This window comes from Enterocloster alcoholdehydrogenati (genome assembly GCF_013282095.1).
GTDB classification, from domain to species: domain Bacteria; phylum Bacillota; class Clostridia; order Lachnospirales; family Lachnospiraceae; genus Enterocloster; species Enterocloster alcoholdehydrogenati.
On record NZ_BLTJ01000002.1, the window covers coordinates 210,095 to 224,572 of the forward strand.

A 14,478-nucleotide genomic window follows, 5' to 3' on the forward strand; every position below is an offset into this window, starting at 1 on the left:
CAGCCTTCCCTGTATTCTCTGCCGGCGCGCAAAAGGCGCTGACGCGCTGCCCGTATTTTTAAGCGGTATGGCGCTTTTGCACCTATTCCGGATGCCGGGCCGCCGCCTTTCCTGCCTGCCAGCCGGTAGACCATGCGATCTGCAGGTTAAACCCTCCTGTTACTGCATCCAGATCCAATAGTTCTCCGGCAAAATACAGTCCCCCTACCCGCTTTGACTCCATGGTGGAGGGATCGGTATCCTTTACGCTTATGCCTCCCTGGGTGATAATGGCCTCCTTAAAGGGGCGAAGACCTGTCAATGTGAAGGACAGGCCCTTTGTAACCTCTGCCAGCCGCTGGCGCTCCTGTCTTGTGATCTCATTGACCTGTTTTTCCGGATCAATGCCGCTGCGGCGGATGATCTCTGGGATCAGCTTGGCAGGATACAGGTGGTTTAGGCTGTTTTTAAACTGCTTATTCTTTGCCTCCGCAAAATCCTTTAAAATCCGCTCGTCCAGCTGTTCGGCGGAAAGGGCCGGCTTTAAGTCGATCATCAGCTTCAGCGGCCCCCTGGAAACAGCTTTTGCACAGAAAGAGCTTGCGCTTAAGATCACCGGGCCGCTGACGCCAAAATGAGTAAAGAGCATCTCTCCAAAATCACGGTAAAGCTCTTTTTTGCCGTTATATACCGCAATCTCAATGTTTTTAAGAGAAAGCCCCTGAAGGGCCTTTACCTCCTCCTTTTCCTCAGCCTCAAAGGGCACAAGGGCAGGAAGAAGTTCTGTCACCTTATGGCCCAGCTGCTCTGCCCACTGCTGCCCATCTCCCGTTGAACCGGTAGAAGGATAAGACAGGCCGCCGGTGGCAAGGATCACCGCATCAGCTTCCACTGTCTTTAATTTTCCACCGAATCCCTCCAGAAGAACGCCTCGGCAAACCGGTTTTTCCTCCCCCGTCTCCGGGTCGTTTTTCCGCTGGATGGCCAGCCCCTTTATCTCATGTCTTAAATACACCTTAACCCCCTCCTGACGCATCATCCGCTCCAGGGCGGCGATCACATCCGAAGAATGGTCGGAGCAGGGAAATACACGGTTCCCCCGCTCGACCTTAAGGGGAAGCCCCGCCTGTTCAAACAGCTCCATCACATCCTCATTGGTAAAACTGTAAAAGCTGCTGAACAAAAATTTGCGGTTGGTAACAACCGCTGCAAACAGCTCCTCCATATCGCAGGCATTCGTCACATTGCAGCGGCCCTTTCCCGTGATAAACAGTTTTTTTCCCAATTTTTCATTTTTTTCATACAGACTGACTCTGCAGCCCTCTCTGGCAGCGGCCACAGCGGCGATCATGCCCGCTGCACCTCCGCCTGCCACGATGATATGTTTCTCTTTATCCATGAATCCTCTCTTTTGTGCTCCTATGTTTTTTCCCGCTTTCTTTTGCGGCGATTTTCCTCTCCAGGGCCTCTACCACCGTCTCCAGTACACGAATCCTCGCATAGCGCTTGTCATTTCCCTCTACCACAATCCACGGCGCCCAGGTAGTGGAGGTACGTACCAGCATTTCATTCACTGCTTCCTCATACTGATCCCATTTGGACCGGTTGCGCCAGTCCTCATCTGTAATCTTCCAGCGCTTGGCAGGGTTATTTTCCCGATCCCTGAATCGGCGCTCCTGCTCATCCTTATCAATGTGAAGCCAGAACTTTAACACCACCGCTCCATCATTGGCCAGATGAGATTCCATCTCGTTGATCTCCTGATAAGCCCTTTTCCACTCCGTTTCCGTACAGAAACCCTCGATCCGCTCCACCATCACCCGTCCGTACCAGGTCCGGTCAAACACCGCAATGTGCCCTGCTTTCGGCATATGGTTCCAGAACCGCCACAGGTAATGATGAACCTTCTCAAGGTCATTGGGGGCGGCCGTGGGATTTACCTGGTATCCTCTGGGATCCAGACGGCTGGTCAGCCTTCTGATCACCCCTCCCTTTCCTGCGGCATCCCAGCCCTCAAAACCGATCACCACAGGGATGCGCAGGCGGTAGATCTGGCTGTGAAGGCAGGCCAGACGCTTTTCCAGCTCTTTTAACCTTGTCTTATATTCTTTTTTTGAAAGGGTCTTTGAAAGATCTATGCCGGACAGAACCTCATTGGAAACCGTCTTTTTAAGAGATGTTTTATCCCCCTGCCCTTTCGTATCCCCACCGGCCCTTCTTCCTTCCAGTTCGCATTCCAGACGGCGGATGACCGTATCCGCGATCTTTAAAGCGGCATAATCCTTATCCAGGGCCTCGATGATCGTCCACGGGGCAAAATCCGTGTCCGTCTGCTCCAGCATCTCCTCGTTGATCTGCAGATACCGGCCAAATTCCTGATTTCTTCTCCAGTCTCCCTTTGTAACCCGCCAGGCAGTATCCTTAGAAGCCTCCAGCTTTTCAAACCGTTTCTTCTGTTCCTTCTGGTCAATATACAGGAAAAACTTTATGATTACCGTTTTGTCGTCTGCCAGCTGATTTTCAAAGGAAAGGATATCCTGATAAGCCCCCGGCAGTTTTTCTTCTGACACCAGGCCGTCAAAGCGATCGATCTGGACGCTGCGGTACCAGCTTCTGTCAAAGACGGCAATCCGTCCCCTGGCCGGCGTCTTTATCCAGTAACGCCACAAAAAGGGCCGCAGCCTTTCATCCTCTGACGGGCGGCCGCAGGCGTATACGTCAAAGCCTCTTGGATCCAGGTTCTGGATCAGACGGTTGATCTGGATGCCTTTTCCCGCTGCACCCATGCCCTCAAACACCAGGATCACGGGGATCCCCGCGCTCCTGCACTCCCGCTGCAAAAATCCCAGTTTCTCTCCCGCTGCCTTCATCGCAGCCTGGTACGTTTCCTTGTCCACTGTCCTGTTCAGATCAATCTTTTCCAGCATAACGATCCAGCTCCTCTCTGCCGCAGTGCGTTTTTGTGTGCTGGAAATAAGTATACCACATTTTCCCATCAAATAAAACGGCCCGAACCAAAAATCCGGCTCAGGCTGTTTTCTGTCCGTAACGATTCAGCCATGCCAAATTGCCGCATGGCTGAATCGCTGCTTCTGTTCTGGTAGGATCACGGCTGATTTACAGATCAGCCAGCACGAAAATGTCATAGATGGCGCGTATGGCCTTCTCGAAATCATCGTTTTTGACACCAATAATGATGTTCCATTCACTGGAACCCTGATCGATCATTTTTACATTCACCCTTGCATGGGCCAGGGCGGAGAAAACGCGTCCAGCCGTTCCCTGATTGGCGCGCATTCCTCTCCCAACTACCGCCACCAGAGCCAGATCTGACTCCAGTTCCACCACATCCGGCGAAACAGCCCTGTGGATTCCGGCGATCACCGACTGTTCGTGATCCTCAAACTCAGACTGGTGGACGAAAATCGTCATGGTATCAATCCCCGAAGGCATATGCTCAAAGGAGATGCCGGACTGCTCAAATACGCTTAGAACCTTTCTCCCAAAACCAACCTCGGTATTCATCATGGCCTTTTCAATATTGATGGCGCAAAAGCCTTTCTTCCCGGCTACGCCGGTAATGGTGTGCAGAGGCTTGCGGCAGGTGGTCTCCACGATCAGCGTTCCCCGATCCTCCGGACGGTTGGTATTGCGGATATTGATGGGAATTCCCTCTTTTCTCACCGGGAAAATGGCATCCTCATGAAGAACGCTGGCGCCCATATAGGACAGTTCCCGCAGTTCCCTGTATGTAATCGTCTCAATCACCTCCGGATTATCCACAATCCTGGGATCGGCCACCAGAAATCCTGACACATCTGTCCAGTTCTCATACAGATCCGCATGAACCGCCCTTGCTACGATGGAGCCTGTCACGTCAGAGCCGCCTCTGGAAAATGTCTTTACGCTTCCATCCGGGCGGGAACCATAAAAACCGGGTATCACAGCCCGCTCCACATGGGACAGGCGCTCGGACAGCTCCCTGTTTGTCAGCTCGGCCTCAAAATTCCCCTGCTCATCAAAGAAAATCACCTCTGCGGCGTCTATAAACTCGTATCCCAGATAATGGGCCATCACAATGCCGTTTAAATATTCGCCTCTGGAAGCTGCATAGTCCTTTCCTGCCTTTGCAAGAAAATTCTCCTCCATTCCGGCAAATTCATGATCCAAATTCAGGTTCAGCCCCAGGCCTTCGATGATCTCGTCATACCGGCCGCGGATCTTCTCTAAGATCTTCTTATAGGAGCGTCCCTCTGACGCCGCATCATAACAGGCGTAAAGCATATCTGTTACCTTTTCATCCCTGTCATTGCGCTTTCCCGGCGCAGAGGGAACTACAAACCGTCTGGACTTATCCGCCCGAATGATCTCTCCCACCTTTTTAAACTGCTTTGCACTGGCCAGCGAACTGCCTCCGAATTTAACCACTTTTTTCATAATTGTATGATCTCCTTGCCACATTTTCGAGGGTAATGCTTTTTGGAAATGATATCCCACTTCTATAGAAATGTCAATAGTTTTCGGGGAAATAATTTGCGTACAGTGCACATTTGTACGTGTTGTGCGGACTTTTGAATTCTTTTATTTGCAGTACAGGCAGTCAGGAGATAAAACACATGACATTTAAGGCTTTGAAAAATCAAAAATAGTATATGCACGGCGTGCTGTTCACTTAGATGAACGGATCCAACATTTACAGAAATTCTGTCTGAAACAGGCCTGCCTGACGAAACCTGTTTCGTATTCCCCTCTCTATCCGGCAGATTTTTCTGTACTCTCCTGTCCCAAGACCAAGATCACGGACTGTTTCTTTTAGCTCGCCTTCGTTAAGCCGGATCCACGATCCGTCTTTCATCCGCACTGCCTCCAGAAACAGCTTTTCAAAAGACAGCCTGATCCCCTCTGCTGTCCTTTGAACATTTAAGTCTCTTATCACCATGAAATGCTCCCGCGCAACAGATCCGTCTCTGTCTGCGACCTGAAATACGCACCAGTTTTCGCCCCTTGGAAAGACCATCCTTCCTCCCAGACGTTCCTGATTCCAGCGGATTATGAGCTTCTCCTGCCGGACAGAAAGCTCCTGCGGCTGATGCAATCCTGTCTTTTCACTCTGTACACAGCGCAAGGGAAAGGACAGATATTCCCTTTCCTTCCTAAGGTCTATCCCATAGCCTAAAAGCCTTCCCGCAGGCAGCGCTCCTTCTCTGATTTCATAAGCATGGTATACTGTTCCTGTGGGAAAACCATAATCCGGATATATAAACCGGCACCTTCCCGTCCTTTGGCCGTCCGGTGCCTCTTCCGGTGTCAGCCTTCGTTTTGTCATCTCCCACCGTCCATCCAGCACCTCATCCAGCCGTTCAAAAAGACTTGCAGACCAGGCATCCTTCTTTCCCAGTTCAACAATCCCTCCAAACATGGCCAGAGCTACATCATTTCCCTCATAGCGCACCCGTTCGCCATTTCGTTTCAAGATACGCTCCGCCTGACCCAGAACCGTTTCACAGTCCTCTGATACTGCTAAAAGCGCAAATTTATCCCCCGCAATGCGAAACAGACGATCCCCCGTTTTCATTTCCCGTTCGATTCTCTGCAGGCAGTCTAACACAAAACGTTCTCCTCCTTCTCTTCCGAACGCTGTTTTCAGACATCGGATCCCAGGCGCCTCCATGTCAAAGCAGACCACCCAGGTATGCTCGCGGCATTCCAGCATTTTCCTCATATCCTCCAGATCAAAGCGTCTCCTGAACACGCCGCAGTCGTCGCAGAAAAAGTCCTGTCTGGGGAAAAGCTGCCAGAACGTTCGATTTTTTCTAAATACTGCCGGCGGTTCCTGCCACATTTTCTTAAAAGCTCTTGTAAATACCTCCTGAGACTCAAAACCGTATTCCATGGCAATATCGCAGACCCTGCGTGAAGTAAACAGAAGCTCTTCGGCCGCCTGGGTCAGTTTCCGCCTGGCCACATATTCCATCATCCCATACTGAAAGACTTTCTGGAACAATGCCTTTGTATTGGACCTGGAATAGTAGCAGGCCGCCGCAATCTCTTCTGCCGATAATGGCTCTTTTAAATGTGTCTCTATATACGCAATGACATTTTTTAATCCCTGTTCCTCGTTCATGTCCACCCCCTGAAGCTGTTTTCATAAAGACTTCGCACCATTTCGTCTAAGCCTGCCTTTTCCTTCCCGCAAACTTTTCTGCCGATACAGTAAAAGTCCTCCAAAGATTCATCTAACATCTTTTTTCCCCGATCAATCAGGATCACCCGACTGCAGATTTCGTCTATATCCGTCATGTCATGACTGGTTAAGAGTATGGTAGTCTGCTTTTCACGGTTTAGTTCCCTTAAAAATTTCCGAATGCGATCTTTTGCCACTACATCCAGTCCCACTGTTGGTTCGTCCAGAAATAAAACCTCTGGATCATGAAGCAGGGATGCCGCCAGTTCGGCCCGCATCTTCTGACCCAGACTTAAGCTGCGCACCGGTTTCCTCAGAAATTCTCCCATTCCCAAAATTTCTGTAAAACATTTCACATTCCGCTTAAATACGTTGTCAGGGATCCGGTACATCTTTCGATAAAGTTCAAAGGTGTCCTCCATGGGAAGCTCCCAGTTTAACTGAGACCGCTGGCCAAAAACCACTCCCATATGCCAGGCATTTTCTTTCCGGTTTTTCCATGGAATCCGACCGCCGCAGTCAAGCCTTCCATTATCTGGTACCAAAATCCCGCAGAGCATTTTGATCGTAGTAGATTTTCCCGCACCATTTGGCCCAATATATCCCACCATCTCACCCTTTTCAATGGAAAATGAGATTCCATCCACCGCCTTTTTCTCCGTATACTTCCTGCGGATCAGAGAGCCAAGCATTGCCCTGGCTCCCTTGGGACGTTCAAATACTTTAAATGTTTTTTGCAGATTCTCTGCCTCTATATATGCCATAGATGTTCTCCTGTTTATGTTTTTATCAGGATCCTGTCCCGCTGTAAGCCCGCAGCCCCAGCTGCCAGAATATCCGTGAAAGAAAAAATGCACCGCAGCCCACCGCTGGTGTCAGATATCGGAATATGCCGGAGCAAATCCCCTCCTGGCGGCTGATAAAAAGCTGCACAGGGTAATAGCTGATGAACGCATATGGCAGTACAAACGTTAGAAGTTCTCTGATCCCTCTATGATAAATAGACAGGGGGTATTGGATAAATTCCGTGAGATTTTTATACAAAAGGCGGTATAAGCCTTCGCTGTCCCCGATCCAGAAGGCCGGAACTGCCGTAAACACAAAGCCTGCCGCCTGAATAAGAGAGGCTCCCGCCAAATCCGCCGCCAGCCAGAAAACATTGGAGAGCGTTATGGGGATTTCCAGCCGGATCATACAGATCAGAAGCACCGCGCCGCCAATCAGATAATTGCTCGTATATCCGGCACTCACATGAGTGGCGGCCAGATATAACATCGGATCCGTCGGTTTTGTCAGTACACAGTCCAGCTCTCCCTGACGGATCAGCCGGTATAATTTTCCAAAAGATCCCATAAAAAAGGTAGCTGCCACAGAATACGACAGCACATCAAAAGCATACAGGAGCAGGATCTCCTCCCGATTCCATCCGCCGATCTGTCCAAACCGTTTCAGGAGAATCAAAACCATAATAAGTCCCGTGGACCAGCCCATGATCTTTGCCAACATCCGCATGGCGTATTGCCCCTTATGAGTCAGCTGCGTTAAAAAACCATTTTTAAGAAGAGCTCCATATACTCTCATTTCTTTAACCCCCCTGAATCTCAAGCACTGCCCCGATCCGTTTCCACACTGCCCGCTGTAAAGCCGCTGTCACCAAAAGCCAGCCAAGCTCCAGAAAAATCAGCCGTATGCACTCTGCATCTGTATATCTGCCGAGCCAGATACAGACCGGCTCATACACAGTGAGACGAAAAGGCAGATAACGGCAGATGTTCTCAAGCCACGGCGGATAAAACCACAGGGGAATGGAAAGCCCGGAAAACAGGGTGAACAGACTGTCTGTCATCATCCGCGTGTAAGTTCCGTCCTTCATCCAGAATACCAGCAGACCAGCCGTGTATTGGATGCTGTAGCACAAAACCACCGCCAGCGCTGCAGCTATACTTCCAAAGCATATGGACTGAACCGAGGGAAAAGGAAGTTTCCAGAGCCAGACAGCAGCGGGAATCAGTACCGCTCCTTCTGCCAGAAATCGAAGGAGATTTTCTCCCAGCTGATCAAAGAAAAAGTACCATTTTAAAGAAACAGGGCGGATCAGATCCACCGCAATCATCCCGCTCCTTACCCTGTCCGCCAGTTCCCCGCTGATTCTTGTATCCGTAAGTATTAAAAGCATGAGACTTGCCAGGGTATACGCTGCCGTTTCCCTAAAATCATCCCTTAAAAGAGCCAGCCAGATACAGCCCTTAACATACAGCCGCAGCATATCACCTGCCAGCCTGAGTGCCATTCCCGCCCGATACTGAATCTGGCGCTTCCATCCAAACTTTAAAAGCGCTCCGTACATCTGATTCACCGCCTTACTATTTACTGTGCTCCAACTGATTTTTAAATCTTCACCGGCCCATGTATCTTCGGAGATTTAAAAGAGCACGCCCATGTGTTTCAGTATACTACGGCAGCGCTGCCAGTTTCTTGATGTTTTGGACAAAAACAGAATAAAACGTACCTTCTGGCACTTTCCTTTATACCTGCCCTCATCAGCGGGTCGGTGTGTAGTTTATCTTCGCCTCTTCGTCCACCGCCTCCAGTTTCATGATAACCGGCCTCAGGCCATCGTTGCAGCTGCAGATCGCCACATTGGGCTTATCGATCCAGTCACCGTAATAAAACAGCTCCTTTCCGCAGCCATGGGCCAATGCAAATACATACTGATAGACAGCTTTCCAGGCCTCATCGCAGAATCCATCGGGCTTTGCGTAATCAGCATAAAAAACCTGTCCCTTCTCCATCATCGGACAGGCTGTTAAGTCTTTAACGCCATACTCCTTTGCAAGTTCTGCGTCTAAGGTTGTTTTTAAAATCGTAATCTTCACTTTCTTCATTTTCATATACTCCTTTTGCGCTTTGTTTCCTGACTTCAAACGATTGTGTCCTCTATCCTTTTATGGTATTATACAGGCACAAAGCAGGAACATAAAGTACGCACTTTAATGACATATACTATCTTAAAAGGAAGTGTCAGATATGAGCATGGAAGAATATATAAAAAAGATCCGTTCCCTGACGGATACCCCCTTTGGCTACACGCTTTCAATGATCGGAGGCAAATGGAGGCTGGTAATTCTGTACTGGCTTGTAGAATACGAAGCCATCCGCTTCAACGAACTTCAGCGCAAAATAGGCACCATCACCTATAAAACGCTCAGCAGCCAGTTAAAGGAGATGGAGGCAGACGGCCTTGTTATCCGAACGGAATACCCCCAGATTCCTCCCAGGGTTGAATACAGCCTGTCAGACAAAGGACGGTCTTTATACCCCATAATGGAGGCCATGTGCCAGTGGGGCAGGCAGTACAAAGAACAGCCTCCTGTTTCCTGCCGGGAGCAGGAGCAGAGCAGTTCAGCTTCAGAATAAAGGAAATGATTTCTGTGTCTTTCATACCACCTTTTTACGCACGCAAAAGACGGCCCGGTCTGGGAAAACCGCGCCGTCTTTTGATATGTCTGTTTTCAGCTGCTTTGGCTGTTATCAGAGTTTAAAATACTTCACGCCGGACTCAAAGATCTTCATATCCTGCTCGCCGTAGATATTCACTGCCACAGCCTCTCCCCGTCTCTCGGAGTGAGCCATCTTGCCAAGGATACGTCCGTCAGGGCTGGTAATGCCTTCAACAGCCATATAGGAACCATTTGGATTCCAGTATTCGTCCATGGTCACATTGCCCTTATCGTCTACATACTGGGTGGCAACCTGGCCGTTTGCCATCAGGCGGCGCAGCCATGCCTCATTTGCCACGAAACGCCCCTCTCCGTGGGATGCGGGATTGCAGTACACGCCGCCAAGTTCAGCTCCTGCCAGCCACGGAGATTTGTTGGCAACCACCTTTGTATAAACCATCTTGGAAATGTGGCGTCCGATGGTATTCATTGCCAGGGTCGGGGAATCTGCCTTCTGCTCTATAATCTTTCCCTCCGGAACAAGGCCCAGTTTAATTAACGCCTGGAAACCGTTGCAGATACCCAGCATCAGACCGTCTCTTTCATTTAAAAGCTTCTCAATCTCTTCTTTAATCACCGCATTGCGGAATACAGTGGCAAAGAACTTGGCAGAGCCTTCCGGCTCATCACCGGCGGAGAAACCGCCTGGGAACATCACGATCTGGGCCTTTGCAATCTCCTTCTTATACGCCTCTACAGACTGGCGGATATCCTCTGGGCTCAGATTCTTAAACACCCGCGTTACCACCTTCGCGCCGGCTCTCTCAAAGGCTTTCGTGCTGTCGTATTCGCAGTTGGTGCCTGGGAATACAGGGATAAATACAGATGGCTGTCCAAGCTTGTGGTCACAGATATACACGGCATCTGTACGGTAAAGCTTCTCCTCTACCCTCGCAGCCTCCCCTTCCTTTTCTTTGCCGGTCACGGTGGGGAATACAGTCTCTAAAGTGCCTGTCCATGCCTTTAATGCCTCGTCCATGGAAATACGCACATTTCCATACTCAAAAGCGCCCTGATCGGTTACTTCGCCGATGACAGTATATGGAATGGATAACTCGCCCAGCTTGCCCTCTGCCACCTCGCAGACAATATCGCCCCATGCGGCGGCAAAGAAATCTCCCGGATCTACATTGTGCTCGATCTTCACACCAAGCTTATTTCCAAAGGCCATCTTGCTCACTGCCTCAGCCGCTCCGTGCCCCTCTACCGCATATGCAGACAGGATCTTTCCGGCCTTGATGTCCTCAAATATCTTATGATAGCCGTCCATAATCTGGATATAATCCGGCAGATCGTAGCCGTCCCTTGCCGCCTTAAATACCACAATCCGACTGCCTGCCTTCTTAAACTCCGGCGTAATGATGTTTTTGCTGCTGTTTACATCCACTGCAAAGGATACCAGCGTAGGCGGAACATTGATCTCGCCCTTTTCATCATCAAATGTTCCGGACATACTGTCCTTGCCGCCGATGGAAGGCAGTCCGAAGCCCATCTGTGCGCTGTATGCACCGAGGAGAGCTGCAAACGGCTGGCTCCATCTGGCAGGATCCCCGCTCATCCGGCGGAAATACTCCTGGAAGGTAAAGCGGATCCTGCTGTAATCGCCGCCTGCAGCCACAATCTTTGCAACAGAGGAAACGACGGCATATACGGCTCCGTGGTAAGGACTCCAGCTGGACAGATAGGGATCAAAGCCGTAACTCATCATGGTTACGGTATCCGTATGGCCCTTTAACACCGGAAGCTTGGCTACCATGGCCTGGGTTTCCGTCAACTGGTATCTGCCGCCGTACGGCATAAATACGGATCCAGCCCCGATGGAACCGTCAAACCGCTCTACCAGCCCTTTCTGGGAGCACACATTCAGGCCGGAAAGCATGGTAAGCCACTGGCTCTTTACATCCCCTGCTTCCCTGCGGCCAAAGAGATTGCCCTCACGGCCCGGAATCTCCAAGGTAACGTCTGCTTCCTGATGAGCACCGTTGGTATCCAGGAAAGCGCGGCTGATATCTACAATGGTCTTTCCGCGCCAGTTCATCACAAGTCTTGGACTCTCTGTCACTACCGCTACGGTTACAGCCTCCAGATTTTCCTCTGCCGCATAAGCCAGAAAACGATCCACGTCTTTGGGATCCACCACAACTGCCATACGCTCCTGAGACTCGGAAATGGCGATCTCTGTACCGTCCAGGCCTGCGTATTTCTTAGGAACCCGGTCTAAATCGATCTGAAGGCCGGCAGCCAGTTCGCCAATGGCAACGGATACGCCGCCTGCGCCGAAGTCGTTGCACTTCTTTATAATAGAGCTGACCTCGGGGCGGCGGAACATTCTCTGGATCTTCCGCTCGGTAGGCGCGTTGCCCTTCTGTACCTCAGCGCCGCAGACCTCAATGGATGCGGTGGTATGAACTTTGGAGGAACCAGTGGCGCCGCCGATTCCGTCACGGCCGGTCCGCCCGCCTAAAAGGATAATGATATCGCCCGGATCAGAGGTTTCACGGATCACATATTTTCTGGGAGCCGCGCCCATCACAGCGCCGATCTCCATGCGCTTTGCCACATAGCCCGGATGGTATAATTCCTTTACGTAGCCGGTTGCAAGGCCGATCTGGTTTCCGTAGGAGGAATATCCCTGAGCCGCACTGTTTACAATCTTTCTCTGAGGAAGCTTTCCCTTTAACGTCTCATTTAAAGGCTTCGTAGGATCAGCCGCACCGGTTACACGCATGGCCTGATATACATAGGTACGTCCTGACAGCGGGTCGCGGATTGCTCCGCCAAGACAGGTGGCTGCGCCGCCGAAGGGTTCGATCTCTGTAGGGTGGTTGTGGGTTTCATTTTTAAAGTTCACCAGCCACTCCTCAGTCACTCCGTCGATCTCAACAGGAACCACAATACTGCAGGCATTGATCTCATCAGAGATCTCCATATCCTCCAGCTTCCCCTCTTTTTTCAGCTTTTTCATGGCTATCAGAGCAAGATCCATAAGGCAGACATACTTATCGTCCCTTCCTTTATAGATCTCCTCTCTGTCAGCCAGATACTGCTTGTAGGTATCCTCAATGGGCTTTTTGTACTCGCCCTCTGTAAAGGTCACATTTTTAAGTTCGGTGGAAAAGGTAGTATGACGGCAATGGTCAGACCAGTAGGTATCAAGTACACGGATTTCCGTCACCGTGGGATCCCGGCGTTCTTCTTGTGCATAATACGTCTGAATATGAAGGAAATCCTTAAAGGTCATGGCCAGATTCAGGGTATCATAAAGATCTTTTAAATTCTTCTCAGAGGCAATGGCAAAGCCCTCAAAGCTCTTGATATCCTCCGGCGCTTCAAACTCCGTTACCAGTGTCTCAGGCTTTGTTTCCTCTGCCTGACGGCTGTCCACCGGATTGATGCAGAAATGGCGTATGGCCTCCTCCTGAGCCTGGGTTAGAGGCGCAGTAATCACATAGGTGGTTGCAGTACGGATCACCGGCTCCTCATCTTCTTTCAGAAGCTTTACGCACTGCTCTGCGGAGTCGGCTCTCTGGTCAAACTGGCCTGGCAGGTACTCTACGGAAAATACAAGGTCGTCTGGATTCTTTGGGAACTCCTCCTCGTATACCTTATCTACCGGCGGCTCTGAGAAAATAGTTACCAGGGCCTTTTTATAGGTTTCTTCCGACAGATTTTCAATATCATAGCGGATCAGTACCCGCACATTTTTCACACCTTTTATATCCAGGTAGCTTTCCAGTTCTTCTCTCAGCTCACCGGACTTTACTGCATAGTCGGGCTTCTTCTCTACGAAAATTCGTCTTACGCTCATTTAAAACCTCCTGTTGTTGGCCATAAATCCGCCCCATGAAACCGGGACGCCGAATCGTGCATCATCATTGATTTATTTATATCATAACACAGGCGGTATAAATTAGTAAAGTTAATATATCTAATTATTATTATATTTACACCTTATAAATAGGTTATTTTATTTTTCTCTTCTTCTGCCCCGGCTCCCTTCGCCTTCCTCCACCGGTCCGGCAGTTTTAGATCATTGGTAATCAGGCCATTGCAGCCCCAGCGAACGCATCGATCCATCCCCTCCAGATCATTAACCGTCCAGACATTCACCCTGACTCCCTTATCCCTGCATTCCTTTACCACGGCCTCATCCAGGCCGTGAATATCCGGGTGGTAATATTCCAGCCCAAATCGGCTGCAGTAAAAACCGGCATTTCCAATTCCTTCTTTCTCCACCAGGGCGCCGCAGGGAATTTCGGGCGCAAGTTCCTTCATTTTTACCACAGACAGATGATTAAAGGATGAAAAAATAATCCGGTCTGCCAGTCCGTATCTGCGCACCAGCTCCAGCGTCTTTTCCTCTATATTTTCATAATAATACACCCCTGTCTTTAACTCCACATTTGTGATCAGGGGCGTACCTTTTACCCACCGGCAGTATTCCTCAAAAGTAGGGATCCGCTCAAAGGCAGCTGCTTCACTGCGAATACTGGCTGCATTAAATCCTGAAAGCTCTTCATAGGTATAATCCCTCACAAATCCAGTTCCGTCCGTGGTTCGGTCGATCCGCTCGTCATGGATCACAACCACTGTCCCCTCTTTTGTCAGCTGTACATCCAGTTCAATACCGTCGGCTCCAGCCTCATATGCCTTTTTAAACGCAAGCATGGTATTCTCCGGGTATCTTTCGCTGTATCCTCTGTGGGCAAAAATTTTCATTTGCAGTTCCTCCTTAAGTGTATCATTAAAAGCGTTCTGCTTCTCTCTGAACGTCTACTATACGCAGCATTGCCATTGAAAACAAGCAGGGAAATG

11 protein-coding genes are annotated in these 14,478 nt (G+C 50.0%); 1 reads left to right on the top strand and 10 read right to left on the bottom strand.

Annotation, left to right across the window (positions count from 1 at the left end; genetic code table 11):
- Nucleotides 1-82 precede the first annotated feature (82 nt).
- The 8 genes from HW447_RS03340 to HW447_RS03375 all read right to left on the bottom strand — a co-directional run bounded on the left by HW447_RS03340 (nt 83) and on the right by HW447_RS03375 (nt 9,048).
- The gene (locus HW447_RS03340) at nt 83-1,378 is read right to left on the bottom strand and encodes a BaiN/RdsA family NAD(P)/FAD-dependent oxidoreductase (protein WP_176253914.1); all 1,296 of its coding nucleotides are present in this window, start codon (nt 1,376-1,378) and stop codon (nt 83-85) included.
- Complete coding sequence (pap, locus tag HW447_RS03345) at nt 1,371-2,906, bottom strand: polyphosphate:AMP phosphotransferase (RefSeq protein ID WP_176253915.1); 1,536 nt, start codon at nt 2,904-2,906, stop codon at nt 1,371-1,373. Before pap ends, HW447_RS03340 begins: the two co-directional genes overlap by 8 nt.
- A 190-nt stretch (nt 2,907-3,096) precedes the next feature.
- A complete protein-coding gene (locus HW447_RS03350) occupies nt 3,097-4,416 on the bottom strand; it encodes an aspartate kinase (protein ID WP_176253916.1) in 1,320 nt (439 codons plus the stop codon).
- 256 nt (nt 4,417-4,672) lie between these two features.
- Nucleotides 4,673-6,103, bottom strand: a complete 1,431-nt coding sequence (locus tag HW447_RS03355; RefSeq protein ID WP_176253917.1) for a helix-turn-helix domain-containing protein — start codon at nt 6,101-6,103, stop codon at nt 4,673-4,675.
- Complete coding sequence (locus tag HW447_RS03360) at nt 6,100-6,927, bottom strand: ABC transporter ATP-binding protein (RefSeq protein ID WP_176253918.1); 828 nt, start codon at nt 6,925-6,927, stop codon at nt 6,100-6,102. The genes HW447_RS03355 and HW447_RS03360 overlap by 4 nt, the downstream gene beginning before the upstream one ends.
- 25 nt (nt 6,928-6,952) lie before the next feature.
- Nucleotides 6,953-7,744, bottom strand: a complete 792-nt coding sequence (locus HW447_RS03365; RefSeq protein ID WP_176253919.1) for an ABC transporter permease — start codon at nt 7,742-7,744, stop codon at nt 6,953-6,955.
- Nucleotides 7,745-7,748: 4 nt separating this feature from the next.
- The gene (locus HW447_RS03370; protein ID WP_176253920.1) at nt 7,749-8,510 is read right to left on the bottom strand and encodes an ABC transporter permease; all 762 of its coding nucleotides are present in this window, start codon (nt 8,508-8,510) and stop codon (nt 7,749-7,751) included.
- 193 nt (nt 8,511-8,703) lie between these two features.
- The gene (locus HW447_RS03375; RefSeq protein WP_176253921.1) at nt 8,704-9,048 is read right to left on the bottom strand and encodes a TIGR04076 family protein; all 345 of its coding nucleotides are present in this window, start codon (nt 9,046-9,048) and stop codon (nt 8,704-8,706) included.
- Between the two features lie 142 nt (nt 9,049-9,190).
- Between HW447_RS03375 and HW447_RS03380 the strand changes: the two genes are divergently transcribed.
- Nucleotides 9,191-9,580 carry a winged helix-turn-helix transcriptional regulator gene (locus HW447_RS03380; protein ID WP_176253922.1) on the top strand — a complete coding sequence of 130 codons (390 nt, stop codon included), beginning with the start codon at nt 9,191-9,193 and terminating at the stop codon, nt 9,578-9,580.
- Between the two features lie 114 nt (nt 9,581-9,694).
- Here HW447_RS03380 and HW447_RS03385 read toward each other — a convergent pair whose 3' ends face one another.
- Nucleotides 9,695-13,471 carry a phosphoribosylformylglycinamidine synthase gene (locus HW447_RS03385; RefSeq protein ID WP_176253923.1) on the bottom strand — a complete coding sequence of 1,259 codons (3,777 nt, stop codon included), beginning with the start codon at nt 13,469-13,471 and terminating at the stop codon, nt 9,695-9,697.
- Between the two features lie 143 nt (nt 13,472-13,614).
- Nucleotides 13,615-14,382 (bottom strand): glycerophosphodiester phosphodiesterase, encoded by a 768-nt coding sequence (locus HW447_RS03390; RefSeq protein WP_176253924.1) that lies wholly within the window; start codon nt 14,380-14,382, stop codon nt 13,615-13,617.
- Nucleotides 14,383-14,478 lie beyond the last annotated feature (96 nt).